This window comes from Streptomyces sp. NPDC005551, from assembly GCF_042871785.1.
Lineage (GTDB): Bacteria > Actinomycetota > Actinomycetes > Streptomycetales > Streptomycetaceae > Streptomyces.
Window position 1 is genome coordinate 330,404 of the sequence record NZ_JBIAJE010000007.1, and the last position, 25,856, is coordinate 356,259.

Here is a 25,856-nt window from a genome sequence, read left to right on the forward strand (position 1 = left end):
AATCGGCGTGTTGAAGCCGATCTGACAGGGTGGCGCGATGAGCAAGTGGCGTGTCTTCTGGGTTCCCAAGCCGACGCCGATCGCCCCACCGCGGGCACCTGTTCTGGCGGGGTGGACTGACCTGGCGGAGCGCGAAGCGTCAACGGGCATCCGGCCCGGCGACCCGATTCTGCTGGCGCCGGACTATCGCATCGACGAACTCCTTACCCTGTACACGCGCAGTAGCCCCTTCCGGGGATACACGAAAGAGACGAAGCGGAACTACATCACGGACCTCTGCCTGTTCCTCAACTTTCTGTGGCAGCGCGGAAAGGTCTGGACGCAGGCGGTCGAGTCGGATGTCGACGACTTCCAGTTCTGGCGCCAGACGTCGCCCGAGAACCCGGTGCGGGTGGGCGGGAACAAGTGGAATCGTGAACTGGCCGCGCTGATGAACCTGTACACGTGGGCGGCGAAGCCGGGGAACGAGTTCCTACCGCGCAACCCGGTGCCGATGCATCGTGTGGTCGGCCGGCATGGGCAGATCGTCGAGGTGCCGGACGGGAAGGCGAAGGACGCCCGGGGCAGCAACGTCCACTGGCTGACGCCTCGGACGTTCCGGCTCTGGGTGGACATCGGGCTGCGCGGTTACGGCACTGACGGTCTTCCCTTGCCGGGATGGGTGGGTCGCCTGGAGGACCGCAATGTTGCGTTCGTGCGCTTGCTGACCTCGTCGGGGGTGCGGCGGCTGGAGGGCGCCTCGCTGCTGACGTTCGAGGTGCCGTCACTGCGTCTGGAGGGCGGCCGTTACTACACGGGGCGCCTCGCGGCGGCGGTCACGCGTTCCAAGAAGGCCCGTACCTACTACGTCGAGGCTCATGTGGTGGGCGATCTCGAGAACTACGTCGACTCCTCGCGCGCCGAGGCCATCCGCAAGGCCCAGGCCCGGGGCCGGTACGACGGCGTGGCGGGGATGCGGCTGGTCACCCGGGTGAGCCGGGGACCGAAGCCGACGGTGTACTGGTGCGACCGCCAGGGCGTCACGGGCCGCATCGCGCTGACGGAGGCGACCGCGGACGAACGGATGACGTGGTACACCGAAGGCCCGGAGGGACCGGAGCCGTTGTGGCTGTGGCTGAACGAGATGGGTCTGCCGTTTCAGCCGCATTCGTGGAACAACGTCTTCACGGCGGCGAACCGGCGGTGCCGGTCGGTGCTGGATCCGGAGCCGGAGCGTCGGCTGGATCCGCATCGCAGCCGGGCGCCGTATGCGACGCCGCATTCCTGCCGGCACAGCTTCGCCCTCTACATGCTGGTGGTCCTGCACCACTTGATGGATCAGAGGTTCGGTCTGAGCCCGGAGGAGCGGCGGGACTACCGGCTTCTGTATGGGGATCCGTGGCGGATGGTGCAGGACCTGTTGGGTCATGCGTTCCTGGAGACGACCCGCGAGCGGTTTCTGGCCCCGGTCGCCGACCTTCAGCTGCGGTCGCTGCTGACCACCGCGCCCCCGTTCCTCGAAGGAGGACGGCCGGCACAGGGGATGGATGAGGTGTTCGCGCGTCTGGCGCGGGAGGCCGAGGGCATCCAGGACACGACGCCAAGCTGCAGGTCACCCCGCGGACGACAGGATGAACCGGCGCGGGCGTACGGCGCCTTGGCCGACAACGCCGGTGCACAGACCACCGGTTCTGACGGTCGACGGCCTCGTTGTCGAGCACCGCGACCGATCGGGAGCCGTCGCGGTCTACGACTTTCGTACTCTGCCGGTCGAGGACGCTCTGCGCCGGTCGCTGGCCCGCCTGTTCGCCGCGCGGTGCGTACCGAGCCGGTGGACCTCGCACCACAGCAGCAGATACTTCTGGCTCCCCTTGCAGGCGTTCACCGCGTACCTGGCCACGCTGGACGCACCGGTCGCCGACCTCGACCAGCTGACCGCAGGGATGTGGCAGCAGTGGCGGCTCAGCCGACAGAACACCCGCTTCGGCTACCGCCAGATCACCACCGTGCGAGGGCTGCTGCTGGACGACCCGCGGCTGTCCCCGGGTGCACGGGAAGCGCTCGCCCGCCGCGTCCTGCAACCCACGGCCAAGGAAGTGTCCTTCCAGGAGGCCGAGTTCGACGCGATCGTCACCACGGCGCGGCGCATGTTCCGTGCCGCGCATCTGCGGATCACGGACAACGCCCGCCACCTCGCCCAATGGCATTCAGGGACGTTCCCTCACGGCAGCGAGGCGTGGCTGCTGGGCGAGGCGCTGGACTGTCTGGCCCGGACCGGTGAGGCACCCCACGACACCAGGGTGCGTCGCCAGCGTGGCCGGGTGCTCGCCCGCTATGCGCGGGTGCTGGGCGGGGAGCAGCCCGAACACACCTGGCAGCGGCTGTTCTTGACCCGGATGGAGACGGTCGCACTGGGCGTGCTGCTGATGGCCGAGCACGGCTGGAACCTGTCGGTGATCAACCGGTTGAAGGTGCCGCAAGCGGCCCCGGATGCCGGCATCGACGGCCCGCGGATCTACCGGGTCGAGCTGGAGAAACATAAGCGGGGCACGGGCCGGTACTTCGAGACCCGCAACCTCACCGACGACGGGGCCGCCTCCCCCGGGCGGCTCATCACGCAGGCGCTGGAGGCCACCGTGTTCGCCCGCGCGGCCGTGCACACACTGAACCCCGGTACGGACCGCTTCTTGATCTGGCGCTCCGCCAGGGCCCCGCTGGAGCACCCGCCCGACGAGAGCGGCAGGAAGTCGGGCATCGGGGTGTTCGGGTTCGGTATCTCCGGCAGTTCGGCCAAGGGCTGGGCGACCCAGCAGGGCTTCTCCTCCTCGCCGTTCCGCAGGGGGCGGCGGACGGTGAACACCCTGCACCGGCGCGCGCCCGGGCAGAACAGCCAGGCCACCCACGACCGCGTCTACGCGCTGGCCGACCCCCAGGTCCGCCAGGACGCAATTCCGGTCATCGCCGAGGCAGCCGAAGCCGTCGTGACCCGAGCTCACGCAACCGTGCTCGCCGCCGAACTGCGCGAGAACGCCGATCCGGCCGACCAGCCGACCGCCACCACCGACTGCCATGACTACGACAACAGCCCCTACCCCGGAACCGGCGGCGGCTGCGGCGCCTCGTTCCTGATGTGCCTGGCCTGCCCCAACGCCCGGATCCACCCCGCCCACCACAGCCGCCTGGCCCACCTGCACCACGCACTCGACAACCTGCGCACCGCCCTGGACCCGGGCCAATGGCACCGCCAGTGGGAGAACGGACACGCCCGCCTGGAACACCTCAAGGGCCAGCTCGGCACCGCGGTGTGGACCCGCGCCCTGGCCGACGTGACCGACACCGACCGCGACCTCATCGCCCTGCTGCTCAACGGAGACCTCGACCCGTGACGGCCACCCCAGCCCCTGTCCGTGTCCTGCCCGGACCCGACACGCCCGTCATCCCCGCCCACCGGATCGCCGGCGGCTACACCGGCCCCATCGCACGCTACGCGGCGCCGGCCTGGCCGCTGATCCCCATGAACGCCAACCCGGGCGTCACGCACAGCACCATCCACTGGCCGACGTTCCCCGCCCCGTTCCGGGAGGAGATGCGGCTGGCCGCCTGGACCTTGATCAACGGCGAACTGCCCGCCGTGTTCCTGCGTGAGCGCCATCCCACCTGGCGCTCACGCCAGGCACCCAAAGCGCTCTGCCAGACGATCGGAACCTGGTGCAGGCTCGCCGTGTGGCTCACCGACCGGGGCATCACCACACTGAGCAACTGCACCACCCAGGTACTGAGTGAGTACGGCCGTCACCTGCGCGACAGCGGGGCGGCCCGCATCACGCTGCACAGCGTGCTGTCGTCGCTGACCCGGCTGTGGGTCTTCGACCAGCTCAGTGCCCGTCCCAGCGGCATCGGCCGCCCGCCCTGGGAGACCGAGGGGGTGGACGACTACCTGCCCCCGGCGACGCCGGGCGGCGAGAACGCCGCCGAGGCGATCGCCGAACAGACCATGGGCCCCCTGCTCGTGTGGGCCATCCGCACGGTCGAGGAGTTCAGCGACGACATCCTGGCCGCCTGGGCCGAACGCAACCGGCTGCATGCGCAGGCTGCCGCCAACAGCGCCACACCCGCCTCACGAGCCGCCCTTCGGGCCTTCATGGACCGCATCGACGCCGGCCACCTACCAATTCCGACCACACAGTGGCTGGGCAGAACCACAATCGCCGGCGCCTACATCGCCGCGCTCACCGGCGCCTCCCTGAGCCAGGTCTACAGCACCACCCGTGATCACGGCTGGCGGCAGGCCGCCCTGGACCGCCCCGGCCCCTGCCCACTCCGTGTCCCGGTCACCGGCACACTCGGCGGCACCCCCTGGAGAAAGGCCGTCGACTACACCGAAGCAGGCTTTCTGATGCGCCAGTTGGGCACGGCGTGCTTCATCGTCATCGCCTACCTGACCGGGATGCGTCCCGGCGAGGCGGCCGGACTGCGCAGCGGCTGCTGCCCCGACCCACAGCCGGACAGCGCGGGGCGAACAGGGCGGCACCTGATCATGAGCACGGTGTACAAGACCGCCCGCGACGCAGACGGCAACCACCGCTCCGAGGGCGAAGCCCGCGATGCCCCCTGGGTGGCCATCGCCCCCGTCGTCACCGCCATCCGCGTCCTGGAACGCATGGTTCCCCAAGGGCAGCTGCTGTTCGACCACCACGCCCACGACCTGCGCGGCACCCGGACCGGCACCGGCTCCCTCCACCGTGCACACCCTGGGCACCCGGGTCGAGGACTTCATCACCTGGGCCAACCACGAGGCAGCCGCCCGCGGCCTGGCCGGTGAGGTCATCCCGCCGGATCCACACGGGAGGATCGGAACCGAGCGGTTCCGCAGGAGCCTGGCCTGGCACATCGCCCGCCGCCCCGGGGGCCTGGTCGCCCTTTCGCGATTCAGTACGGTCATCTGCGGACTTCCGTAGCGGCCGGATACGGCGCGCGCAGCCGGGACGGCATCCACGACCTCCTCGACGTCGAGACGGCCCGCGCCACCATCGACACCGTCGCCGACCTGAACGATGCTCTCGAGGACGGCCTCGGCATCTCCGGGCCCGCCGCCCGCCGCGCCATCCAAACGCGACAAAGCCCTGTGCCACCGCGGCCTCAAGGACACCCCCAGCCTCGACCAGTGCGTCCCCACCTGCGCGAACATCGCCCGCACCGATCAGCACGCCACCGGTCTCCGCCGCCGCGCCACCGCGCTTGACCAGCAAGCAGGCCACGTCCCTGGTCCGCTGGGCGAGCGACTGCGCGACAACGCCACCCGGCTTCGAGACCTCGCCGACACCCACCACCACACCCGCATCAGCCTCCAGGACGGCACCGCATGAGCCCCGCACCCGATGAACGCGACCGTATCCGCGCGGCCATGGACCGCATCCTCCAAGGAACCGCGCAGCACTCCACTGGCGCGCTGACGATCGTCGCCCTGGCCCAGGAAGCCGGCGTACCCCGCAACGCACTCACCCAGCGCCACCTCGACCTCAAGAACGACTTCTACACGCAGGTCACGGCACGCGGACAGACACCGCACTCCGAGATCCGCCTGCGCCAGCAGATCGTCAAACTGAAGGAACTCCGCGCCAAGGACGCCACCGAACTGGCCCAGCTGCGGACCGACGTCGAGCACCTCGTCCGCGCTGTCAACCAACTGACCGCGCACAACCGGCAACTGCTCCACGCCCTGTCCCAGCCCACATCCCCGGTCCGAGCGCTGTTAACGCAACCGCACCCGGACTCGAGCCACTGAGTTCCTGCGCGCGTGGTAAGCCTCCTGCCGCTCGGCTTCGACACCCTGCGAGCGCGCTGACCCGGTTCTCTCCTACTCGCGGCGGGCCCCGCCACCCCTAGTCGAGCGCGGCCCGCTCGGCGGGCTACAGGTCGACGACGCGGAAACTCCACCGGCACGAGCCGGCCCCCGGAGGCCCAGCTCGTTTTACGGCACCCACACGGTGGACATTGACGGCGAGCCGGCCACGCTCGATGCCGACGGCTACCAGCCGCTGCGGCTACCCGCCCAGGGCTGACCTCTGGCTGCGCGGCCTACGGTGGCCGAATCGTTCGGTCCTGCTGGCGCGGGTTGGCCGGTTAGGGCCCTGGTTCCCACGCCGACGAGCGTGGTGAAGCTGGCTGCGGCCGGTTTCAGGTGGGGCGGCGGATGGCCTGTACGGCGGTGTCGTAGAGGTCGAACATGTCGGCCTGTCCGCCCAGGCGTACCCATTCCTCGTTGGCTGCCTGCAGGCAGACGATCGCTGCGGCTGCGATCGCGCGGGCTTGGAGGGTGCGGCGGTCGGAGTCGGGCAGTCGGGGCTCGATCAGCGGTGCGAACAGGTCTTGCCAGCGGGCTTGCTTCTCGGCGTGTCCGGCGCGTAGGGAATCGTTGCCGAAGAGCAGCGTGATGAACTCCAGGCGCCCTTCGGCTGTCATGTCGATCTCCTCGAGCACCTGGAACGCCGCGCGCAGCGCCGTCCAGGCATCCTCGTCGGCCGGGCGCTCGGCGAGGTGCGCGGCGATCAGTTCGCCCTGTTCGTCCAGGCCGCTGAGCGCGAGGTCTTCCTTGTTGCGGAAGTAGTTGAACAGGGTCCGCCGGGAGACGCCCGCGGCGGCGGCGACCTCATCGAGGGTCGTGTCGTCGTAGCCCTTGGCGGCGAACAGCTCGATGGCGGTCCGGGCCAGCAGTGATCGGACCACGGAGCGGGTCTGTTCCCGAATAGGTTTCTGAGCCATGCACCGATGGTACGTCGTCTCACACGATGCAGTTACTTGCACTCAGTGCAAAAGCGTGCGTAGAGTGAATGTCATGAGCGACATCGACTACCGCCGACAGACCGTCATCGTCACCGGCGCCAGCTCCGGCCTCGGCGCCGAATTCGCCCGCCAGCTGGCCCGCCGCGGCGCCAACCTTGTGCTGGTGGCCCGCCGGGCGGACCGGCTTGAGAGCCTGGCCGCCGACCTCACCCGCGCCCACGGCGTCACAGTGACCGCCGTCGCCCGCGACCTCGGCCGGCCCGACGCCGGCCGCACGCTGCGCGCCGAACTCGAGTCCCGTGGCATCTACGCCACCGGACTGGTCAACAACGCCGGCTTCGGCACCCACGACGCGTTCACCGACGAGGATCCCGACCGCCTGCAGAGCATGATCGCGCTGAACGTCAGCGCGCTGGTCGACCTCAGCCGCGCCTACATCGGCCCGCTGTCCTCCGCCGACACCGGCGTCCTGATCAACGTCGCGAGCCTGCTGGGCTTCCAGCCGACTCCCTATATGAGCGCCTACGGCGCCACCAAGGCATTCGTCCTCAACTTCACCGAATCGCTGTGGGAGGAGACCCGCGGCACCAACCTGCGCGTCCTGGCCGTGTGCCCCGGCGCCACCCGGACCGAGTTCTACGACGTCGCCGGCAGCTCCGCCGACTACGGCACGAAGCGGGCCACCCCCGAGCAGGTCGTGAAGATCGCCCTCGACACGCTCGACCGCCGGTCCGTGCCCCCGTCGGTGATCACCAACGGCCGGTCAGTCGCTCTCCTCGGAAGGCTCCTGTCGCGCCGCTCGATGGTCCGGCTCATGGGCTGGATGGACCGCCGCCAGCGCCCCCAGCACCCCGTCGCCCTTACCCATGCCCACAGCTGAGGAACACGATCATGAACAGCAGCACCGACATCACCGCACAGCCCACCGACGCGGAGCGCTTCCACCACATCCTCCAGACTCAGCGCGCCGCCTACCTCCGCGACGGAGCGCCCTCCCTGCAGGCCCGGCGCAGCGATCTGGCCAGGTTCAAGGCGGCGCTGATCGCCCGGCGCGGCGACATCGAGGAGGCGATCAACACCGACTTCGGACACCGCTCGCGACACGAGACCGCGCTGATGGAAGTCGTGGGCGTCGTGCAGGGCATCGACTACCTGCAGCGCAACCTTCGCCGGTTCATGCGCCCGACCCGCCGCCACATCGAGCTGCTGCTGCGTTTCGGCAGCAATCGCATCGAATACCAGCCGCTCGGCGTGGTCGGCGTCATCTCGCCGTGGAACTACCCGGTCAACCTGTCGCTGATGCCCGTGGTCACCGCGATCGCGGCCGGCAACCGTGTGCTGCTCAAGCCGTCGAAGCTGACCCCGGCGACGAACGCGCTGCTCGCGCAGATGCTCGGCGAGCTCTTCCCGCCGGAGCAGGTCACGATGGTCAGCGGCGACGGTTCAGCGTTCTCCGCCCTGCCGTTCGACCACCTCGTCTTCACCGGTAGCACCGAGGTCGGACGGGCCGTGATGAAGGCGGCCAGCGACCACCTCGTCCCCGTCACGCTGGAACTGGGCGGCAAGTCCCCGACCATCGTGGCCAAGGGACACGTGACCGACCGGGCCGTGTCAGACATCGTCTTCGGCAAACTTCTCAGCGGCGGGCAGACCTGCATCGCCCCCGACTACGCCCTGGTGCACGAATCCGAGATCGACGCGTTCGTCGCCGCCTACGACCGACTGGTGAAGACCGCCTACCCCGACGGCCCGACCGGCGAGGACTACACGTCGATCGTCGACGACAAGCAGTACAAGATCCTCACCGGCCTGATAGAGGACGCCCGCGCCCACGGGGCGCGGATCATCGAGGTCGGACACCGGCCGGAAGAGGCGGCCCGCCGTCCGCACACCCTCGCACCGACCGTCGTGCTCGGCGTCACCGACGACATGCGCATCGCCCACGAGGAGATCTTCGGCCCCATCCTGCCGATCTTCGGGTACCGCGCCATCGGCGACGCCATCGACTACGTCAACGCACGGCCCCGGCCGCTCGCGCTCTACTACTTCGGCGACAACGGCCCCGACCGGCGCAAGGTCCTCGACCGCACGACCTCCGGCAACGTCACCGTCAACGGCACCATCATGCACGTCGCCCAGGACGACCTCCCCTTCGGCGGCGTCGGCGCCAGCGGCATGGGCAAGTACCACGGCATCGAAGGATTCCGCACGCTCAGCCACCCCAAGGGCATCCACGTACACGGCCGCTTCAACGCCACCCGCATGCTGCGCGCCCCCTTCAACAAGCGCACCGAAGCCCTCCTCAACTTCCTGCTCCGGTGAAGAAGGCAGCACTACCGCCCGGGCAGCGGCCAGGACATGGCCGAGGCCCACACCTCCGCAAGGAGGCCCCGATGACTGACCGGCCCCTTTCTCGTCACCGGGGACACCTCAAACGTCACGACCATCGCCGAGGCGGGCTCCGTGCCCGCCTGGGCAACAGATGAGCACGCGATGACGGTCGCTGACCGTCGCAAGGATTGAAAGGAGTAGGGGAAGAGGGCCCGCGAGGGCGCCGTGTCCCTGACCGCCATGAAGAAGATCGACTACCGTACCCAGACCACATTGATCACCGGGGCGAGTGCCGGACTCGGCGCGGAGTTCGCCCGTCAGTTCGCCGCGCGCGGCTCGAATCTCGTGCTGGTCGCCCGCCGCGCCGACCGCCTGGAAGCCCTGGCCGATGAGTTGTCCGCGAAGCACAAGGTCACCGTCACGGTGGTGCCGTTCGACCTCACCGTGCCGGCCGCGGGTGAAGCGCTGGCCAAGGAGGTGGCCCGGCGTGGGATCACCGTCACCAGTCTCGTCAACAACGCCGGTTTTGGCACCCACAGCCCGTTCCGGCAGGAGGACCCGGCACGGGTCCAGCAGGAGATCAACCTGAACGTGGCCAGCCTGGTCGATGTCACCAGGGCGTTCATCGGCCAGCTGACCGGTGTCCTGGTCAACATCGCCAGCTCCCTCGGGTACCAGCCGTGGCCCAACGCCGCCGTCTACGGGGCGACCAAGGCGTTCGTGCTGAGCTTCACCGAGGCGCTGTGGCAGGAATCGCGAGGGACCGGGCTGCGCGTGCTCGCTCTCTCCCCGGGTCCGACCCGCACCGAGTTCTTCGACGCGGCCGGCTCCGACGACATGGCCCGCGGCGTCCGGCTGCAGACGCCGAGTCAGGTGGTCACGACCGCGCTGCGCACGCTGGACCGGCGTAACCCTCCGCCCAGCGTCGTCTCCGGCACCTTCAACTGGGTGATGACCCTGACCTCGCGCTTCACCACCCGCCGAGCCAACGTTCTGGCCTTCGGCGCGATGACCCAGTGGCAGATGCGCTCGAGCCGACCCGGCCACCACTGACCCCGTCCGGGCCACCGCCACACCACATCGACAAGCGCCCCCTCGACGGCCTCCGGGTGGCGCCGAACATCGTCCATCGCCCTTCCCGGCCGTGCTGGTGACCGTGGAGAGCCCCGACTTCTGCTTCGGCGGCGCGACCTCGATCTGACCGCAGGCGACGCCGACCGATCTTCATACGAGCACCAGCCCGCGCGAGCACGGTGCCCATCCCCTTACCCATGGCTCGCCGTGCCCGTCACCGAGCCGATCCGGCATGAGAATCACGGCCGGCCGTTCGGCGAGGACCGATCGGCGACGCCGAGCACCAACACTGCCGCCCGTGCAACGGCCAGGACCTGGCCGGGGCGAACACCTCCGAAAGGAAGCCACCGATGGCTGATCACGACCTTGTCCTCGTCACCGGCGCCGGCGGCATGGGCCGCCTCGTCACCGAGCGGCTGCGCGCGCAGAACGTGCCGGTCCGCGTCCTGGTCCGCCGCGAGGACGACCGCGCGGCCGAGGTGCGGGCATGGGGCGCCGAGGTCGTCACCGGGGACCTGACCCGGCCCGAAACAGTGGCGGCCGCGCTCGACGGCGTCCGCCGGACGTACCTCGGGCTCAGTGTGTCCCCGGACCACCTGCTGGCGGCGACCGTCATGGCCACTGTCGCCAAGGCGCACGGCGAACTCGACCTGCTGGTGGACATGTCGCAGATGACGGTGTCGCAGATGACCGCCACCAGCACCGCGGAATCCCACCAGCAGCGGCTGCACTGGCTGGCGGAGCAGGTGCTGGACTGGTCGGGCCTGCCCGTGGTGCACGTGCGCCCGACAACGTTCCTCGACAATCCGCTGTTCACAGCCCTCGCGGCACGGTCGATCCGCGAGAACGGCACGCTGGCGCTGCCGTTCGGGACCGGACGCACCTCGCCAGTCGCTGCCGACGACGTCGCCCAGGTGGTCGCGACCATCCTGCGCGATCCCGGGGAACACGCCGGGAAGGTGTACGAGCTGACCGGACCACGGGCGCTCGACATGACCGAAGTAGCCCAGGAGTTCTCCAAGGCGCTCGGCCGCACGGTGACCTATCTGGACGTCCCCCTGCAATGGTGGCGCACAGAGGTACTCGCGAACGCGGGCCTGCCACAGCACACCGAGCAGCACATCGCGACCATGGCGCAGCTGCACCGCGCGAACCGTTACGACAGGGCGACCAACGACGTCGAGCGCATCACCGGGAAGCGACCCCTGACCGTCGAGGAATTCGTCGCCGTCCGCAAGGGCTTCTACCTCGGCTGACTGCCGTAAGAATCCCAGGTGCAGGGGACATCACCGAAATCGCGGTCGAGCACGTCGACGGTGGGCCCGAAAAGCAAACGGCATACCGATATCCAGCAGCGCCCTCCTGGGCGACGGCCAGCACCAGATTGATGGACGGTGACGTCCCACTAACTCAACACGCTGGACTTGACAGGGAACGTACTTGGTCGACCCAGGGCACCAGTGCCTCGCACCAGGCACGCCACTCGGCCCAGTCGACGAAGCGACGGTCGCGGACGTCGTCGAGTGTGCGGGCCACGGCGCCTTGCAGGCTGGACAGGTCCAGGTGCCATCGCAGGGCGGTGTCCACCAGGGCGTGGCGGACCGGATCCGTGCTGGTGCCGGCCGCCAGGTCGCGTTGCAGGGCTTGGGTCCACGCCTGAACGCGGGCCGCACGTTCGGCCTGTTCCGCATCTCGCTGGTCGGCGAGGTCGTCCAGGACGCTCGCAGCCGCCCACAAGGCCCAGCAGGGCGGGCGCAGCACGGCAGGCATCAGCCGGATGAGGGCGTGGATCCCGGGATCGTGCAGGCGAGTGGTGCGCCGGCACAGCCGGTACGCCGCACGCAGGGCGGGGTCCTCGCCCATCAGTGCACGGGCGGTGACTCGGCTCCGCCGCGCGTGCGTGGCCGTGCCGAGGGGTGCGGGGGTGGGCTGGGATGCAGTGCGCATTTCGCGGCGTGGACCTCAGGGTGCTTTCGTGTCGGGCGCCGAGGGCTCGCCTGCTCGGCGCGGCGCGGGAAGGCAGGGAGCGCCGCTGCCCGGCGCCGGCTCGGGGAACCGGGCGTTGACGGGCAGGGTGCTGCGGGTGCTGCGGCGGAAGCCCATCAGGGCGATCAGGGCCGCTCCCGCGAACCAGGTGAGCTGGACGGCCAGACAGCGCGGTACCGGAGTGGTGGAGAAACCGGCGGCCGTGCCGGCCTGCATGGCTCCGTAGGAGGGCAGGTAGCGCACGACCGGGTTGTCGGCTCCGGCACTCATGACCGGGTTCTGCAGCGCGAGGTCGATGATGCTGGTCATCACGATGGCGAACATGCCCTCGACCTCCCGGCGCAGCACCGAGCCGAAGCCGACGCCGAGGGCGCCGTAGGTCAGTCCCGCGCTGAACAGCGCGGCGGCGAGCAGCAGAGGCTGCCTGGGTGTCCACGCCAGGCAGGTGACCGCGGTGGCGTAGGCGGCGACCGCAGCCGAGATCAGCGCCAGTGCGGTGACCTTGGCCAGGACGAGGTGGGCCCGCGGATAGCCGGCCATCGCCAGCCGACGGTCGAAACGGTTGCCGGAGAAGGTTGCGGCGAACATCATGAAACCGGTGATCAGCGTGACCGCGTTGAGTGCGCCGCTGATCTCCGTCAGTTCGTTGCCGTGCGGCGCCAGCGTCTCCCCGGTGGCGTGCAGCCGCAGGTGCGCCGGGGTGTCGGGCATCGCCAGGTAGGCCAGAGTCGTCCACAGGGGGACGAAGACGATCACGAGGACCATGGCGAACCGGTTACGGCCGTGTTCAGTCAGCGCGAATCCGGTGGCGAGAGCGAACCGGGTGAAGTGAAACGCCACGCGGCCACCGCCCGGTCCGGGCGGAGCACCCCGCCATCCAGACGCCACAACTCGTCCAGACGCTCGGTGTCGTATGCCAGGTGGGAGACGACCAGGACAGAGCGTCCCGCATCACGCAGCCGCACGGCCAGGTCCCAGAACCGCTGGTAGGTGTCCCAGTCGAACCCCTGGTACGGCTCGTCCAGCAACAGCACCTGGGGATCGTGCATCAGCGCCAGCGTCACGTTCAGCTTCTGCCGCGTCCCGCCGCTGAGCACCCCGGCCCGCTCGTCGGCGTAACCGGCGAACCCCAGCACGTCCATGACCTCCTCGGCGTACCGCAGATCTGCCAGGCGGTAGGCCTTCTGGAAGAACCTCAAGTGCTGCCGGACGGTGAGCGCGTCGTTCAGGACCACGTGCTGAGGGCAGTAACCGAACCGGCCCCCATGACGGACCACGCCCCGTGCGGGCCGCAACTCACCGGAGAGGACCTTCAACAGCGTTGATTTGCCCGCACCGTTCTCCCCGACGATCCCGCACAGGGCTCCCGGCCGAAGCCGCAGGTCAACGCCGCGCAGGACTGCACGCCTACCGTAGGCGTGGTGCACATCCCCGACCTCCACGTCCGCCCTCCCCGGCACCCGAACCGACCCCGTACGCACGCCACAACGATCACGGCGCAGGAACGACACGGATGGACCGTGACCACCGCACACCACAGAGTCCCCCCCCATGACCGTGGGGGACTGGACCGACGAAGGGCCGGAGCCGAACGTCTCAACAGTCCCTGCCCATCACCTTCTTCGGCACGTGCGAATCGTTCCTGCGGTGAATGCCCTGAGCCATGAGGGTGAGCCCTGCCGCTTGGTTCTCCGCAGGGCGCGCGAGGGCCGGTAGAACGCGAGGGTTGTTTCATCGTGCTGAAGGGTGGACGTGGTGAGCCGAGGCTTGATCGTGGTGGATGTGCAGAACGACTTCTGTGAAGGAGGCAGTGTGCCCGTTTCGGGCGGCGCGCGGATCGCGACGGCGGTCGCCGAGCTCGTCGAGCAAAGCGCGGGTGGCGACTACCGGTACATCGTGGCGACCCGGGATCACCACATCGACCCGGGAAGCCACTTCTCCGAGAGCCCCGACTTCAAGGACAGCTTCCCGGTGCACTGCGTGGCGGGAGGCGAAGGCGGCGAGTTCCACCCGCACTTCGCCCCCGTCGTTACCGGCGGTAAGGTCGATGCCGTCTTCTTCAAAGGCGCCCACAGCGCTTCCAAGAGCGGCTTCGAAGGCGCTGACGAACGCGGCACCTCCCTGGCCGACTGGCTGCGCGAACGTGGGGTGGAGGACGTCGACGTGGTGGGCATCGCCACCGACCACTGCGTCCGGGCGACCGCGCTGGACGCCCTGAAGGCCGGCTTCCGTGCTCGCGTGCTCCTGGACTACTGCGTCGGCGTCGCCCCCGACACCACAGCCACCACTCTCAAGGACTTCCAGCAGGCCGGTGTCGCCGTATCCGGTGCCGTCATCGCGCAGTAGTCCGGGCAGGCCCGAGGGAAGCCGGGTCAAGGCCGGTGCTGCCATGTCCGCGCAGTTGGTGTTCGCGGGCGCACGTCACTCGCCGGGTCGGGGCGGTCTGCGGTGCCTTGCATCAGGATCTCGCGCTCGCGGCCGTCCCTGGCGAGCCGCCAGCGCATGGCCGTTGGTCGTTCTTGGCGGGCGGGGTCACGGGGTGAGTATGTGGCCGTCGTGGGGGCGGTGGTCGCACGAGCGGCGCAGGTCGGTGGCGACGCAGGTGCGTTGCAGCCAGCGGTCTGCTCAGTAGCGGGGGTGGAAGGCGGTGCGTCCGTGGACGGCGACGCGGTTGTCGAGGAAGGGGCTCGATGGAACGTCCGCATCTCGCAACGGAGTTCCTGCGGTGTACAACCTTCACTCGAAGTGGTCCGTCTCCCGTTACGTCACACACGTTCCGCACAGGAGGCACAGTGCCCCGCCGCACTCTCACCGCCGCGATCGCCGTCACCGCGCTCGCGACCCCCCTCGCGCTCTTCGCCACCTCCGGCACGGCGTCGGCCGCGCCCGTGCCGCCCCGCACGCCGATGGTCGACTTCAACCACGACGGACACGCCGACCTTGCGGTCGCGGCGCCCTTCGGCACCGTCGGCGGTGTGGAGAAGGCCGGTTACATCTCGGTCGTGTACGGCACCGCCTCCGGGCCTGGGACGGCGCGCCACCAGATGATCAGCCGGGCCACGCCCGGCGTCCCCGGCGACCCCCAGGGCACCTTCGCCTTCGGTATCCAGACACTCCCCGGTGATCTCGACGGCGACTCGTACACCGACCTGTTCGTGGCGAGCGGCGGTGACGACGGTGAGCCGACCGTGCTGTGGGGCTCCAAGGACGGCCTTACCGGCCAGAACACCGTTCTGCCGTACCGGTACTCCGAGTTCGCCCTCGGTGACTTCAACGGCGACGGCAAGCGCGACCTCGTCGTGAACTCCGACCCGAGCGACGACCCGGACGTCTCCGGGATGACGATCCAGTACGGCCCGTTCACCCGCGACGGCAAGACGCGCACCCAGGACAGCATCACCACGGACGACGGCCCCCCGGGTCTGCGCTCCTTCATCACCGGTGATCTCACGGGCGACGGTGTGGACGACATCGTCACCACGCACGGCTTCGAGGAGATGCAGCACGAGGCCCGCTTCTGGAAGGGGTCGAGGACCGGCGTCGGCCACACCTCCAAGGCCCTCGGCACGGCGTACAGCGGCACCGTCGGCGATGTCGACGGCGACGGCTACGGCGACCTGATCACCCGCGACATCGGCTCCGTCACCGAGGTCATCGACTCCGCGCCGGGCAGTATCACCATCCAGTACGGCGGCTCCACCGGGCCGAGCAACACGCGCAAGAAGGTCATCACCCAGGCCACCGCGGGGGTTCCCGGGGCGAGCGAGGCGAACGACGCCTTCGGCGCGTCCCTCAGCGCCGGTGACGTGAACGGCGACGGCAATGCGGAGGTCGCGGTCGGCGTTCCCGGCGAGAGTCTCGACGCCGCCACCGGTACCGGCGCGGTGATCCTGCTCAAGGGCGCGTCCAAGGCCGCCGGCGGCATGACCGGCAAGGGCGCGATCGCCTACAACCAGTCCACTACGGGCGTGCCGGGCCTCTCCGAGCCGGGCGACGACTTCGGCCGCCAGGTGAGCCTCTCCGACCTGAACAAGGACGGCAAGGCGGACCTGACCGCGACGGCCCCCGGCGAGGACGGCGCCTTCGCCGACTCGGGCGCCCTGTGGAACCTCTACGGCTCCGCGAGCGGCCTGACCACGACGGGCGCCGGCACGATCAGCCCCGTGAAGCTCGGCGCCCCCGAGAAGGACGCCAAGTTCGGCCACACGCTCGGCGGCTGACCTCCTCCCGGGTTCGGAAGTATCGGTGAGCCCGCCGAACGCCAACAGGGTGGCCGGCCGCGCGGCACGCGGACTCCGCGTACCGCGCGGCCGGCCACCCTTCCAGTAGGAGCACCCCTGACCACCGGCGTGCTGGAAGCTCAGTCCCGTGGTGGCGGGGCGAAGTGTCTGTGTCTATCTGATTTCGGTTGCCTGGGACCACACTGCCCGCCACTGGCCGTCCGAGTTCTCGTAGGTATCGGTGTGCCAGTACGTAGCGCGGGGGATCGGGCGGCCCGCGAAGACCACCTCCAGTGTGGCCTTGTACCGGATGACAGCGGTGTTCCCGTGCACACGGACGTCGATGAAGGCGGGCTGCCAGTCGACATAGTCGATGTGTCCCGTCGCGACGGCTCTCAGGTAGTCGTCCTTGGACAGCATGGCGCCGACAGGGGTGATGAGTTGGAAGTCCGGCGCGTGGAGATTTGATGCGGCGGTGATATCGCCCTTGACCAGCGCGCGGAGCCGGGCCCGCTCGACATCCCGGATCTGCTCCGCGACCGCGATCGCGGCCGGCACCTCAGTTGCCTGCTGCCCCGGGGCCACTGTGCTTTCGTCACTCACATGCATACCTTTCACGCGTAAGCTAACAGCTGTTAGGACGGTATGTCAGTCGGCTAACAGCTGTAAAGTCATGGCATGACGAAGGGTTCCCCCCCGCCTGCCGCCCAGGACCAACGCGCTCCCGCCCAGGACCAACGCGCTCCCGCCCGGCCCCGCAATCGCCGAGGCGAGGGCCCGCGGCTGCGTGAGGAGATCGTTGAGGCGGCGACCGCCCTGATCGTGCGCACCGGTTCAGATCAGGCGGTGACTCTGCGCTCGGTGGCGCGCGAGATCGGCATAGCCGCACCCTCGATCTACACCCACTTCCCCAGTCGCGACGCCATCGTCCAAGCGGTCGTGGAGGAGGCGCTCACACAACTGCACGAGTCAATCACCGCAGCGGTCATCGCGTACGACGACCCTGTGGAAGGACTGCTCGCCGGATGCGCGGCGTATGTGGACTTCGGTACCAGCGAGCCCGCGCGCTATCGGGTCCTCTTCGGCACACCCCCTTCCAAACCCGCCCCCTCCACCCCAGGTAGTGCGGATCTCAGCGGGCTGCAAGCGTTCCAGACACTCGTCGACAACCTCCACGCATGCGTGGAGGTGGGAAGCTCGGCCAGCACCGACCCATTCGCCGACGCCGTGGCACTCTGGACCGCGCTGCACGGGCAGGTTTCTCTGCGTGCGGCTCTGCCCGCCTTTCCTTGGCCGCCCACCGACACCGTCGAACAGATGGTGCTGCGACTCGCACGGATCACCAAGCGACGTGGGCCTTGCCGCACGCCTTCTCCATGAGCTCATGGACATGGGCACTACAGCAGAGGGCCGAGCGGGAGGCTCGCCGTCCCGTGTGCGCCGACTGCGGCACCCGGTTCAACAGCAGCACTGACGGGATCACCGCGGCGAACAACGTCAGCGTGCCCGTCCCCTTCGGCGCCCCCGCCCACCGTGGCGGCGATCAGACGCGCGCCCGCATGCCCGCAGCCGCCGACGCCGTACCGCGCGCCCAGGCCGCGTCTCCAAGTCCGCGCCTCTGAGTACGCGCCCTCAGCCCCCGTCTGCGAGTACGCGCCCTCCACCCGCGCCTCCGGGCAGGCCCCTTCCAGGCCGTGCCCCGCCCCCCAAGGACGCAACCGGCCAGGGACTCTTGCGTCCAACCGAGTTCCCTTCCGCCCTGCCGTGACCTGCGGCGAGAGTGGCTTCTGCCACCGGGCGCCACACCCGTGAACTCCTCACAGCTGCACCTGCAGGGCAGCTGTCCGGGCCAGGGGTGCGCGCCCGCTCGTCTTCCATGCCGCAGGAGAGAACATGAAGCTGAGCAACGCCGTCCGCCGGGCCGCCGCCCTCGCCGTCGGTGCGATGTCCCTCGGAGTGGTCACGGTCGCCGGCCAGGCGGCGTACGCCGCCGCCTCGTGCACCGGTGACGTGTCCATTTACGGCACGCTGTCGGACGGCCGGCTCACGTACACCCAGATCGAGCCGGACACCGGTGACCGCGCCAAGACGCTCATCGGCCCGGACCTCGGCTTCCAGCCGAAGGCCATGGCGACCCTCAACTTCAACACCGTCCTGGTCACTTCGACCACCGGCGACCTCTACCGCGTCGACGTCCAGACGAACAACACCTCGCTGACCCTGGCCGGCGTCGTGAAGGTCTGGGACGGCGGCTGGACCTTCGACAAGATGGTCTACGACGGTGCCGGTCACCTGTACGGGACCGTCGACGGGCAGCTCCACCAGTACGTCGTGTCCCAGGCCAAGCCCTCGGGGTCCGCGCACATAGGCCAGCACGTGGTGATCGACACCGGCTTCGTCCTCAAGACGCTCGCCGCGGCCGGCGACGACCGCATCATCGCCTCCACCGCGGGCGGCCAGCTGTACAGCTACAAGATCGACGGGGTGAACGACTGGACGCGGGCCACCCTCAAGTCCGCCGGGTGGTCCGCCGTCGACTCGCTCACCTCCCCCGGCGGCGGCCTGTACTACGGCCGCACCAACGGTGGCATGTACTGGTACCACGACGCCGACCCGACCGACGGCGACGGCTCCGACATCGCGCTCCACTCCAGTGACCCGGTGGACGCCTCCGGCTGGACCCAGAGCCTGCTGTCCGGCTACGCCAACAACTGCGCCTACGTGCCCCCGGCGCCCGACGCCACCACCGGCGAGAAGATCGCCAAGGTCGCCAACGCCCAGGTCGGCAAGAACTTTTACGACTTCAACTTCGACCACAACGGCGCCTGGTGCGCCGAGTTCGTCCGCTACGTGTGGGCCAACGTGGGCGTCAAGACCAGCGGGGTGACCCCGGAGGCCGGCAGCCTCTACATCTACGGCCAGAGCAACGGCACCCTGCACACCACCCCGAAGGTCGGCGACGCCGTCGTCTACGGCTACCACGGCGGCGGTGACGCCGACCACGTCAACCTGGTCGTCGCCGTCAGCGGCGACTACGTCACCACCGTCGGCGGTAACGAGAGCGACATGGTGAAGAAGACCACCTACAACTGGAAGACCAACAACAACCCCCTCAACGCGGGTGACATCGCGGGCTTCGTCTCCCCCGTCGGCTGAGCGCACGGACGCGCCAAATGGGTGGCGCCCCCCGGACCGGGGGGGCGCCACCCATTTGGCGCGTCCCGATGAGGGAGGGGGCCAGGGACGCTTCGACGGTAGGAAGGCCAGTACCACCCTCGCGCCCGCACGCACGACCGGGATGCCGGAGGATGGGGATCATGTCGATGACACCCGGAACCGGACTCGGCGCGATGATCCGCACATGGCGGGAGCGGCTGCCCCCGTCGGCCGCCGGGCTGCCGGTGGCCCGTGGGCGCCGGGCGGCCGGGCTGCGGCGCGAGGAGCTGGCTGACCTGGCCGGGGTGTCGGTCGACTACGTCGTGCGCCTGGAACAGGGGCGGGCCACGACACCGTCGGCGTCGGTGGTGGCGTCGCTGGCGCGGGCCCTGCAGTTGTCGACCGCCGAGCGGGACCACCTGTACCGGCTGGCCCAGCTCGTACCGCCGGTGGACGGCGCGATCTCCGACCATCTTCCGCCCGGTGTGCGGCGGGTGCTCGGCCGCCTCGGGGACGCGGCGGTCGCCGTGTTCGCGGCGGACTGGCAGCTGGTGTGGTGGAACCGCGGGTGGGCCGCACTGCTGGGCGACCCCTCCGCCTCGCCGCCGCGGCTGCGCAACTTCGCCCGTGACAGGTTCCCGGTCGACGCCGGCCCTGCCCGCCTCGCGCTGTGGCCGGTGACCGAGGCGGACCGGGACGCCACCGACGCCGCCGTCGTCTCCGACCTGCGCCGCGCCACCGGCCGCTTCCCCCGCGACAGCCGCCTGGCCGCGCTGATCCGCGATCTGGACGCGGGCAACAAGAGGTTCGCCGAGCTGTGGGCGCTCGGAGAGGTGGCCGCGCACCGTGAGGACCACAAGACGATCGACCACCCGTCGGTCGGCCCGGTCACGGTGGACTGCGACGTCCTGAGCGAGGGCGACTCCGAGCTCAAGATCGTCATCATGACCGCCGTGCCCGGCAGCGAGGACGAGACCAAGCTCCGGCTCACCGCCGTCACCGGCCCACCGGCCACCACACCCGGCTGACCGGCCTGCGCGTAGGCCGGCCAGAACACCTCCACCCGACCACGGCTCCCTAGTACCAGTTGTTGGCCTGCCAGAAGTTCCACGCTCCGCACGGGGAGCCGTAGCGGCCGTCGATGTAGCCGAGGCCCCACCTGATCTGGGTGAGCGGGTTCTCCTTCCAGTCGTCGCCCGCGACGTCCATCTTCGTGGCGGGCAACGCCTGCGGGATGCCGTAGGCGCCCGAGGAGGGGTTGGTCGCGTTCCAGCGCCAGCCGCTCTCGCGCTCCCAGAGCGTCTCCAGGCAGGACCATTGCGCGGACGTGGCCCAGGAGGCGTCCTTGGCGTTCATCATCTGCCGGCCGGCGGCCTTGACCTCGGCGATGTCGGTGCGGTCGACCGTGTCCGTCGCGGTGGTGCAGGTGTACGTGCCCGGCTGGGCGGACAGCAGCTTCTGCGTCCAGCCGCGGGTGTTGACCGGATCGTCCAGGTGGTACGAGATGTCCGAGCCGGACCCGTCGGTCGGGTCGGCGTCCTTGTACCAGTACATGGCGCCGGTGGACAGGCGGCCGTAGTAGAGGCCCCCGCCGGGCGAGACGAGCTGGTTGAAGCCGGACCAGCCGGAGCTCTTCAGGACGTTGCTCTTCCAGGCGCCCGCCCCGGTGACCGAGTAGTCGAGCAGCCGCCCGTCCTCGGTGGTGGCGCCGAGCCGGTCGTCCCCGGTGGCGGTGAGGGTCTTCAGGACGAACCCGGTGTCGATCTCGGTCCGTACACCGATGTGCTGGGAGCCGGCGGGCTTGGTCTCGGTCACGTTGTAGCGGAGCAGCAGACCGGCGGCGGTGGTGCCGTAGAGGTGGCCGTGGCCGTCGTAAGTGAGTTTGTCGTGGGTCCAGCCGCTGTCGGCGATCCGCACCGGCGCGGTCATCAGGCCGAGGCTTGTGTCGTTGGTGCGGACGTCGACGCGGTAGAGGGCGCCCGAGGCGGAAGTCACCAGCACCGTGTTGAAGTTGAGGGTGGCCATGGCCTTCGGCTCGAAGCCGAGGTCCGGGCCCACGAGCACCTTGGCGAGGTCGCCGGTGGCCGGGTTGAGCTGGCTGTACGTCAGCCGGCCGTCGTCGAGCACGCCGTAGATGCTGACGCTTCCCCCGCAGGTGGTGGCTGCTCCGGCCGTGGTGGCGGTCGCGGTGAGCATCCCGATTCCGAGTGCGCCGGCGGTCAGCACCCCGGCGGCTCCGCGGCCGGCCTTGCGGATGTCCTTCATGTCTCGGTCTCCCGGGGGTGGTTGAGGTGAAGCGTGCGAGCCCGCGCGTACGGGCACGGAGCGGTGGTGCGTCGAGAGCAGGGCGGCGCCGGTGTGCGGCCTACTGCCAGCCGGCATCCGCGGGGGCGGTCTGCCAGCCGGCGTCCGCAGGAGCGTCCTGCCACCCGGCGTCGGCCGGGGCGGTCTGCCACCCGGCGTCGGCGAGTACGGAGGAGGCCGGACCCGCGTCCGCCCCGGACGGGAACGCCACGGCCGGTGCGGCGAGAACCGCCGCGACGAGGGAGGCGACCGCGGTGGCCTGGGCGATTCGAGTACGAAGCATGACGGTTCCCGTTCCATCTGGAGTGAGCTGCGGTGTCCGGCAGCCGTCGCGTCCCGCGGTGACGCTCGCTCTGGCCGGTCCCCATAGATTCGTCGCAGCTCAGGCCGGCGGGAAGGGTTCACGGATGGACGGAAAGGGCCTTGGACTGATGCGTCCACGCGGGCCGGTTCCGTCCACCGCGCCCCGTTCACCCGCGGACCGGCCACCTCGGGATACGGGCTACCACCGCCCGGGCACTCCGGATACCGCCCTCCCTTCGCCCGGGCACCCGGCTACGGCCCTCCTGCGGCAGGGGCGCGGGCACTCCGGATACCGCCCTCCCACCGACCGGTCCGCGAACTACGGCCGCGCGCACGCCCGTTGTCCGAGCCCCGTCGGCGTCAGTCCACCGGCTGGCACACGAAGGCCGCCGGAAGCAGCGGGACTCCCGCGCCGGTCAGCCGGGCCCCGGCCAGCTCCGGCAGGTCGCGCAGCAGCCGTTCACAGACCCGGACGGCGCGCGCCTCCGCCTCCTCGATCACGTCCGCCAGCAGGTAGAGACCGAGCGTGAGTCCGGAGGCGGTGCGGGGGTGGACGGCGACGTGCTCGACACGGTCGCCCGGAACGATCGCGCCGCGCACCGACGCCCGTAGGTCGTGCGGAAGGTGCGCACCGTCGGGCAGTTCCAGCTGCGCGTGGACCAGATACATGCCCTCCAGCGTCTCAACCCGGGCCGCCCGGACGGAGGTTCGCGGCCTGGACGGTTGCGGCCGCGGCCGGTTCCGGCCTCTCTCCGTGACGACCGCCTCGCACTCTGCGAGGATCCCCCGAGGGTCGGGGATGGCCGTGCAAGGACCTGGGGGACCACATGATGACCGCGCTTGGACTCGATGCCGTCACGGAGACGGTGTACCGCGCGATGCTCGGACACCCGGCGGCCGGTGTCGCCGCCCTCGCCGACGTGGTGGGGATGCCGGAGGGGGAGGTACGGGACGCGCTCGACACGCTGAGCGAGCTGGCGCTGGTGCGCCCCGCCGCCGGTGACGCGGGCCGGCTGCGGGCCGTCTCGCCGGACATCGGGATGGAGATCCTGATGGCCCGGCAGCAGGCGGTGCTCGCCGCGCACCAGCAGCGCCTGGAGGCGTCACGGGCCGCCGCCGCCCAGCTCATCTCCGAGTACGCCGAGCTGCGTCCGGCGACCAGCCACCCCGGAGTGGAACAGCTGGTGGGCCTCGACCAGATACGCGACCGGCTGGCCGTGCTCACCCGCGAGGTGACCGGGGAGTTCCTGACCTTCGCCCCGGGCGGGCCGCAGACCGCGGAGAACATGGCCGCGTCACGGCCGCTGAACGAGGACCTGCTCGGCCGCGGGGTGCGCATGCGCACGGTGTACCTCGACAGCGTCCGCACCAACCGGCCCACCGTGGAACACGCCGACTGGCTGGCCGGGATGGGCGGCCAGGTCCGTACGGTGCCGTCCCTGCCGACCCGGATGATCCTCATGGACCGGCGGATCGCCATGATGTCGGTCAGCAGCGACGACACCGCCGCGGGCGCGGTCCTGCTGACCGGGCAGGGCACGCTCACCGCGCTGTGCGCGCTCTTCGAGACCACCTGGGAGGCCGCCCGACCGCTCGGCGAGGTCGTCGCCATGGACCGGAACGGGCTCACCGGGCAGCAGGCGACCGCACTGCGTCTGCTGGCCGAGGGCCACACCGACGAAGCGATCGCCAAGCGGCTCGGGGTCTCGCCCCGCACGGCCCGTCGGATCGCCTCCGAACTGATGGACCGCCTCGGGGCGCGCAGCCGGTTCGAGGCCGGCGTACGCGCCGTCCAGCAGGGCTGGCTCCCGGACCGGCCCTGACCGGGGTGCGCGATCACCCCTCCAGTAGCTCCGGGCTCGGCATGATCCAGAAGGCGAAGACCAGATGTGTCAGCATCATGATCCCCGCGAACCCTCCGGCTCCGCCCAGCCACACCGGCACCAGCGGCGCCATGGTCAGCACGCAGGCCCACGCCCGGAAGGCGCCCGTACTGCCGTGCCGCTTGAGCAGCCCCGCGAGCAGGAGCAGGAAGAGCGCGATCGCGCCCTGCAGCGGCAACAGTCCGATGAAGTCGCCGAGTTGCGTGCCGAAGCCCCGCCAGAAGGGCAGACCGGAGGCCGGGTCCACGGCACAGGCGATGACGTACCCCGCACCGAGGACCGGGAGGTAGCGCGCCAGGCACGCCACGTACCACTCGACCATCCGGCAATTCCTTTCCGACGCTCACGGCAAGCATCCCGGGTGTCCCATTCGCGGTAGGGCTCGTCGCCGTGGAAGGGCGCCGGGGCGAGCCGGGTGTCGTGGTCCATTCGGTCCGGGGCGACCACGCGGGGCCGCTGGACGCGACGATACTGGTCGTGCGTCGGACGGGGCAGGAGCGGCCGCCAACCGGCACGCACGGTGCGCGTCACGGAAGCGCCAACCCCGTTCCCTCGCCCAAAGCCGGGCGACACCGGCCCGCAACGGATCTCCCCGGTGGCGAAGGCGCGTGTCGCGCCGCTCCAAGGGCACGTTCCAGGGAGCCATTTCCGTCCGGACGGGATCCCTGGCCTGGCAAGGTATCCACAACCTCCGGGCAGGGCTAGGCTGTTGAGCGAAGCCCCAGCCCCCGGCAGCGATGTCCTTGCTCCGCCCCGGGAGGCCCACCGTGTTCGTTCTGCTTGTCCTCGTGATCGCGGTGCTGTTCGGTCTCGGCTTCCTCAACCCCGTCTGGTGGGTGGCCGCGGCGCTGCTGGCCCTCGCCGCCCGCCGTCACCGGCGTGATCATGGCCCCGGCTGGGGGCGCCCGCACGGCGCCGACGCCGGTGAGTACCGCGAGTACGCGGCGCGCCGTGATCGCCGGCACCGATGGGAGCGCCGCTACAACCGGCAGCACCAGGCGCGGTGGATCCGCGAGGAGCGGCAGGACCGGCAACACGACATCCGGCCGACGAGGCATCGCTGACATCCATCGGGTGCGGCAGCTTCGGCCACCCCGGACCACAGACCGTCGAGAGGTACAGCCATGTCGCGTACAGCCATGCTCCCCGAGGGGTATTGGGACCTGAAGGCCGAAGCCTCGTGGACCAATGCGCCGCCGCCCAGGCAGAGTGTCGCCGGCCTGCGCGCCGAGATCGTCCGGCTGCGGCGGGCGCTGGTGGGCCGTGCGGCCGTCGACCAGGCCCGCGGGATCGTGATGGTGCTGACGCCGTGCCGTCGGGCCGCTGCCAGGAACCTGCTGGTCGAGGTCTCCCGCGAGTGCCGCGTCAGGCTCCCGGAGACGGCCGCGGCCGTGGTCGCGGCCTGGGAGGGAAAGCAACTCCCGCGTCCGATGCAGCAGGCCCTGCAACGCGCTGTGCGGGACTTTCACGCCGAGGACCGCACGTGCGCCTCGGGAGCGTCGGACGAGGCGACGACCGGGAGGCGACGGGTGTGATCCACGCGGCAGGCGTCCGGGAGCGCCGAGGCCGTGAGGTGATGCACGCACCACGGACTGCCGTACAAGGCGGGGGACGCAGGTGAACGGCGACGCTTGCGACGCCTGAGGACCCACCGTCTGCCCGCACACCGGGCTGCGGGACACGCACCGGCGATCCCGGTGCGTGTCCGAACTGACCCGGCGGACAGCGGTACATCCCGACGGGTGTGCCCCTGTCCGCACGGTTCACAGGCTCCCGACGACTGTGCGGGGGCGCCGGACCGCACGGCTCAGGCGCCTGACGACCGCGCGGGGCGCCC

27 protein-coding genes and 2 pseudogenes are annotated in these 25,856 nt (G+C 70.2%); 18 read left to right on the forward strand and 11 right to left on the reverse strand.

Features of this window, described 5'->3' with window-relative positions; all coding sequences use genetic code 11:
• Positions 1–37 precede the first annotated feature (37 nt).
• Positions 38–445: pseudogene (locus tag ACFYP4_RS22160) on the forward strand (site-specific integrase); the annotation flags it as partial.
• A gap of 434 nt (positions 446–879) precedes the next feature.
• Here the strand turns inward: ACFYP4_RS22160 and ACFYP4_RS22165 are convergent.
• A complete protein-coding gene (locus ACFYP4_RS22165) occupies positions 880–1,077 on the reverse strand; it encodes a hypothetical protein (protein ID WP_388787638.1) in 198 nt (65 codons plus the stop codon).
• Positions 1,078–1,652: 575 nt separating this feature from the next.
• Here ACFYP4_RS22165 and ACFYP4_RS22170 point away from each other — a divergent pair.
• The 4 genes from ACFYP4_RS22170 (at position 1,653) to ACFYP4_RS22185 (ending at position 5,764) form a co-directional block, all read left to right on the forward strand.
• On the forward strand, positions 1,653–3,365 hold the full coding sequence (locus tag ACFYP4_RS22170) for a hypothetical protein (RefSeq protein ID WP_388787641.1): 1,713 nt from the start codon (positions 1,653–1,655) through the stop codon (positions 3,363–3,365).
• Positions 3,362–4,801, forward strand: coding sequence for a hypothetical protein (locus tag ACFYP4_RS22175; protein ID WP_358853559.1), 1,440 nt, complete (start codon positions 3,362–3,364; stop codon positions 4,799–4,801). Before ACFYP4_RS22170 ends, ACFYP4_RS22175 begins: the two co-directional genes overlap by 4 nt.
• Positions 4,802–5,033: 232 nt before the next feature.
• On the forward strand, positions 5,034–5,345 hold the full coding sequence (locus ACFYP4_RS22180; protein WP_388787302.1) for a hypothetical protein: 312 nt from the start codon (positions 5,034–5,036) through the stop codon (positions 5,343–5,345).
• On the forward strand, positions 5,342–5,764 hold the full coding sequence (locus ACFYP4_RS22185) for a hypothetical protein (protein ID WP_388787305.1): 423 nt from the start codon (positions 5,342–5,344) through the stop codon (positions 5,762–5,764). Before ACFYP4_RS22180 ends, ACFYP4_RS22185 begins: the two co-directional genes overlap by 4 nt.
• A 392-nt stretch (positions 5,765–6,156) precedes the next feature.
• Here ACFYP4_RS22185 and ACFYP4_RS22190 read toward each other — a convergent pair whose 3' ends face one another.
• On the reverse strand, positions 6,157–6,741 hold the full coding sequence (locus ACFYP4_RS22190; protein WP_358853556.1) for a helix-turn-helix domain-containing protein: 585 nt from the start codon (positions 6,739–6,741) through the stop codon (positions 6,157–6,159).
• A 73-nt stretch (positions 6,742–6,814) separates the two neighbouring features.
• Between ACFYP4_RS22190 and ACFYP4_RS22195 the strand changes: the two genes are divergently transcribed.
• The 4 genes from ACFYP4_RS22195 to ACFYP4_RS22210 all read left to right on the forward strand — a co-directional run bounded on the left by ACFYP4_RS22195 (position 6,815) and on the right by ACFYP4_RS22210 (position 11,423).
• A complete protein-coding gene (locus tag ACFYP4_RS22195; RefSeq protein WP_387881240.1) occupies positions 6,815–7,642 on the forward strand; it encodes an SDR family NAD(P)-dependent oxidoreductase in 828 nt (275 codons plus the stop codon).
• Between the two features lie 11 nt (positions 7,643–7,653).
• Positions 7,654–9,084 carry a coniferyl aldehyde dehydrogenase gene (locus ACFYP4_RS22200; RefSeq protein WP_358853554.1) on the forward strand — a complete coding sequence of 477 codons (1,431 nt, stop codon included), beginning with the start codon at positions 7,654–7,656 and terminating at the stop codon, positions 9,082–9,084.
• A 249-nt stretch (positions 9,085–9,333) separates the two neighbouring features.
• Complete coding sequence (locus tag ACFYP4_RS22205; protein WP_388787310.1) at positions 9,334–10,146, forward strand: SDR family NAD(P)-dependent oxidoreductase; 813 nt, start codon at positions 9,334–9,336, stop codon at positions 10,144–10,146.
• Between the two features lie 371 nt (positions 10,147–10,517).
• Positions 10,518–11,423, forward strand: a complete 906-nt coding sequence (locus tag ACFYP4_RS22210) for an NmrA family NAD(P)-binding protein (protein WP_358853552.1) — start codon at positions 10,518–10,520, stop codon at positions 11,421–11,423.
• 154 nt (positions 11,424–11,577) lie between these two features.
• On the opposite strand, the gene ACFYP4_RS22215 is transcribed toward ACFYP4_RS22210, so the two are convergent.
• Genes ACFYP4_RS22215 through ACFYP4_RS22225 form a run of 3 tightly spaced genes read right to left on the reverse strand, consistent with a single transcriptional unit; the run spans position 11,578 to position 13,595 of the window.
• Positions 11,578–12,114, reverse strand: a complete 537-nt coding sequence (locus ACFYP4_RS22215; RefSeq protein ID WP_388787314.1) for a squalene/phytoene synthase family protein — start codon at positions 12,112–12,114, stop codon at positions 11,578–11,580.
• Between the two features lie 15 nt (positions 12,115–12,129).
• Positions 12,130–12,993, reverse strand: a complete 864-nt coding sequence (locus ACFYP4_RS22220) for an ABC transporter permease (RefSeq protein ID WP_388787316.1) — start codon at positions 12,991–12,993, stop codon at positions 12,130–12,132.
• Entirely contained in the window at positions 12,945–13,595 is a 651-nt protein-coding gene (locus tag ACFYP4_RS22225) for an ATP-binding cassette domain-containing protein (protein WP_388787620.1), read from the reverse strand. Before ACFYP4_RS22225 ends, ACFYP4_RS22220 begins: the two co-directional genes overlap by 49 nt.
• Before the next feature lie 313 nt (positions 13,596–13,908).
• On the opposite strand from ACFYP4_RS22225, the gene ACFYP4_RS22230 reads away from it, so the two are divergent.
• Positions 13,909–14,499, forward strand: a complete 591-nt coding sequence (locus ACFYP4_RS22230; protein ID WP_358853548.1) for an isochorismatase family protein — start codon at positions 13,909–13,911, stop codon at positions 14,497–14,499.
• Between the two features lie 186 nt (positions 14,500–14,685).
• Here the strand turns inward: ACFYP4_RS22230 and ACFYP4_RS22235 are convergent.
• A pseudogene (locus ACFYP4_RS22235) lies at positions 14,686–14,832 on the reverse strand (L-asparagine oxygenase); the annotation flags it as partial.
• Positions 14,833–14,945: 113 nt separating this feature from the next.
• Between ACFYP4_RS22235 and ACFYP4_RS22240 the strand changes: the two are divergent.
• Positions 14,946–16,373, forward strand: coding sequence for an FG-GAP-like repeat-containing protein (locus tag ACFYP4_RS22240; RefSeq protein ID WP_388787319.1), 1,428 nt, complete (start codon positions 14,946–14,948; stop codon positions 16,371–16,373).
• Positions 16,374–16,547: 174 nt separating this feature from the next.
• On the opposite strand, the gene ACFYP4_RS22245 is transcribed toward ACFYP4_RS22240, so the two are convergent.
• Positions 16,548–16,976 carry a nuclear transport factor 2 family protein gene (locus ACFYP4_RS22245; protein ID WP_388787322.1) on the reverse strand — a complete coding sequence of 143 codons (429 nt, stop codon included), beginning with the start codon at positions 16,974–16,976 and terminating at the stop codon, positions 16,548–16,550.
• 75 nt (positions 16,977–17,051) lie between these two features.
• Here ACFYP4_RS22245 and ACFYP4_RS22250 point away from each other — a divergent pair, with 75 nt between their 5' ends.
• The 4 genes from ACFYP4_RS22250 (at position 17,052) to ACFYP4_RS22265 (ending at position 20,557) form a co-directional block, all read left to right on the forward strand.
• On the forward strand, positions 17,052–17,753 hold the full coding sequence (locus tag ACFYP4_RS22250; RefSeq protein ID WP_388787325.1) for a TetR/AcrR family transcriptional regulator: 702 nt from the start codon (positions 17,052–17,054) through the stop codon (positions 17,751–17,753).
• Entirely contained in the window at positions 17,750–17,995 is a 246-nt protein-coding gene (locus ACFYP4_RS22255; protein ID WP_358853544.1) for a hypothetical protein, read from the forward strand. The genes ACFYP4_RS22250 and ACFYP4_RS22255 overlap by 4 nt, the downstream gene beginning before the upstream one ends.
• A gap of 271 nt (positions 17,996–18,266) precedes the next feature.
• A complete protein-coding gene (locus ACFYP4_RS22260) occupies positions 18,267–19,529 on the forward strand; it encodes a CHAP domain-containing protein (protein ID WP_388787328.1) in 1,263 nt (420 codons plus the stop codon).
• A 161-nt stretch (positions 19,530–19,690) separates the two neighbouring features.
• On the forward strand, positions 19,691–20,557 hold the full coding sequence (locus ACFYP4_RS22265) for a helix-turn-helix transcriptional regulator (RefSeq protein WP_358852561.1): 867 nt from the start codon (positions 19,691–19,693) through the stop codon (positions 20,555–20,557).
• A 49-nt stretch (positions 20,558–20,606) separates the two neighbouring features.
• Here the strand turns inward: ACFYP4_RS22265 and ACFYP4_RS22270 are convergent, their stop codons facing one another.
• The 3 genes from ACFYP4_RS22270 to ACFYP4_RS22280 all read right to left on the reverse strand — a co-directional run bounded on the left by ACFYP4_RS22270 (position 20,607) and on the right by ACFYP4_RS22280 (position 22,805).
• Positions 20,607–21,794 carry a tachylectin-related carbohydrate-binding protein gene (locus tag ACFYP4_RS22270; protein ID WP_358852560.1) on the reverse strand — a complete coding sequence of 396 codons (1,188 nt, stop codon included), beginning with the start codon at positions 21,792–21,794 and terminating at the stop codon, positions 20,607–20,609.
• Positions 21,795–21,894: 100 nt separating this feature from the next.
• Complete coding sequence (locus tag ACFYP4_RS22275; RefSeq protein ID WP_358852559.1) at positions 21,895–22,116, reverse strand: hypothetical protein; 222 nt, start codon at positions 22,114–22,116, stop codon at positions 21,895–21,897.
• 380 nt (positions 22,117–22,496) lie between these two features.
• Positions 22,497–22,805 (reverse strand): hypothetical protein, encoded by a 309-nt coding sequence (locus tag ACFYP4_RS22280; protein WP_358852558.1) that lies wholly within the window; start codon positions 22,803–22,805, stop codon positions 22,497–22,499.
• Positions 22,806–22,963: 158 nt separating this feature from the next.
• Here ACFYP4_RS22280 and ACFYP4_RS22285 point away from each other — a divergent pair, with 158 nt between their 5' ends.
• Positions 22,964–23,959, forward strand: a complete 996-nt coding sequence (locus ACFYP4_RS22285; RefSeq protein WP_358852557.1) for a helix-turn-helix domain-containing protein — start codon at positions 22,964–22,966, stop codon at positions 23,957–23,959.
• Positions 23,960–23,972: 13 nt separating this feature from the next.
• Here ACFYP4_RS22285 and ACFYP4_RS22290 read toward each other — a convergent pair whose 3' ends face one another.
• Positions 23,973–24,341, reverse strand: a complete 369-nt coding sequence (locus ACFYP4_RS22290; protein ID WP_358852556.1) for a hypothetical protein — start codon at positions 24,339–24,341, stop codon at positions 23,973–23,975.
• Positions 24,342–24,786: 445 nt separating this feature from the next.
• Between ACFYP4_RS22290 and ACFYP4_RS22295 the strand changes: the two genes are divergently transcribed.
• Together ACFYP4_RS22295 and ACFYP4_RS22300 are read left to right on the forward strand one after the other, a co-directional pair.
• Positions 24,787–25,083 carry a hypothetical protein gene (locus tag ACFYP4_RS22295; protein WP_358852555.1) on the forward strand — a complete coding sequence of 99 codons (297 nt, stop codon included), beginning with the start codon at positions 24,787–24,789 and terminating at the stop codon, positions 25,081–25,083.
• A gap of 60 nt (positions 25,084–25,143) precedes the next feature.
• The gene (locus ACFYP4_RS22300) at positions 25,144–25,554 is read left to right on the forward strand and encodes an ANTAR domain-containing protein (protein WP_358852554.1); all 411 of its coding nucleotides are present in this window, start codon (positions 25,144–25,146) and stop codon (positions 25,552–25,554) included.
• Positions 25,555–25,856 lie beyond the last annotated feature (302 nt).

Excerpts from the sequence above, each read along its gene's own strand:
- ACFYP4_RS22180 (WP_388787302.1), top strand. The coding sequence starts at position 5,034 with ATGCTCTCGAGGACGGCCTCGGCATCTCCGGGCCCGCCGCCCGCCGCG.
- ACFYP4_RS22185 (WP_388787305.1), top strand. The coding sequence starts at position 5,342 with ATGAGCCCCGCACCCGATGAACGCGACCGTATCCGCGCGGCCATGGAC.
- ACFYP4_RS22190 (WP_358853556.1), bottom strand. The coding sequence starts at position 6,741 with ATGGCTCAGAAACCTATTCGGGAACAGACCCGCTCCGTGGTCCGATCA.
- ACFYP4_RS22195 (WP_387881240.1), top strand. The coding sequence starts at position 6,815 with ATGAGCGACATCGACTACCGCCGACAGACCGTCATCGTCACCGGCGCC.
- ACFYP4_RS22200 (WP_358853554.1), top strand. The coding sequence starts at position 7,654 with ATGAACAGCAGCACCGACATCACCGCACAGCCCACCGACGCGGAGCGC.
- ACFYP4_RS22205 (WP_388787310.1), top strand. The coding sequence starts at position 9,334 with ATGAAGAAGATCGACTACCGTACCCAGACCACATTGATCACCGGGGCG.
- ACFYP4_RS22210 (WP_358853552.1), top strand. The coding sequence starts at position 10,518 with ATGGCTGATCACGACCTTGTCCTCGTCACCGGCGCCGGCGGCATGGGC.
- ACFYP4_RS22215 (WP_388787314.1), bottom strand. The coding sequence starts at position 12,114 with ATGCGCACTGCATCCCAGCCCACCCCCGCACCCCTCGGCACGGCCACG.
- ACFYP4_RS22250 (WP_388787325.1), top strand. The coding sequence starts at position 17,052 with ATGACGAAGGGTTCCCCCCCGCCTGCCGCCCAGGACCAACGCGCTCCC.
- ACFYP4_RS22255 (WP_358853544.1), top strand. The coding sequence starts at position 17,750 with ATGAGCTCATGGACATGGGCACTACAGCAGAGGGCCGAGCGGGAGGCT.
- ACFYP4_RS22260 (WP_388787328.1), top strand. The coding sequence starts at position 18,267 with ATGAAGCTGAGCAACGCCGTCCGCCGGGCCGCCGCCCTCGCCGTCGGT.
- ACFYP4_RS22265 (WP_358852561.1), top strand. The coding sequence starts at position 19,691 with ATGTCGATGACACCCGGAACCGGACTCGGCGCGATGATCCGCACATGG.
- ACFYP4_RS22270 (WP_358852560.1), bottom strand. The coding sequence starts at position 21,794 with ATGAAGGACATCCGCAAGGCCGGCCGCGGAGCCGCCGGGGTGCTGACC.
- ACFYP4_RS22275 (WP_358852559.1), bottom strand. The coding sequence starts at position 22,116 with ATGCTTCGTACTCGAATCGCCCAGGCCACCGCGGTCGCCTCCCTCGTC.
- ACFYP4_RS22280 (WP_358852558.1), bottom strand. The coding sequence starts at position 22,805 with ATGTATCTGGTCCACGCGCAGCTGGAACTGCCCGACGGTGCGCACCTT.
- ACFYP4_RS22285 (WP_358852557.1), top strand. The coding sequence starts at position 22,964 with ATGATGACCGCGCTTGGACTCGATGCCGTCACGGAGACGGTGTACCGC.
- ACFYP4_RS22290 (WP_358852556.1), bottom strand. The coding sequence starts at position 24,341 with ATGGTCGAGTGGTACGTGGCGTGCCTGGCGCGCTACCTCCCGGTCCTC.
- ACFYP4_RS22300 (WP_358852554.1), top strand. The coding sequence starts at position 25,144 with ATGTCGCGTACAGCCATGCTCCCCGAGGGGTATTGGGACCTGAAGGCC.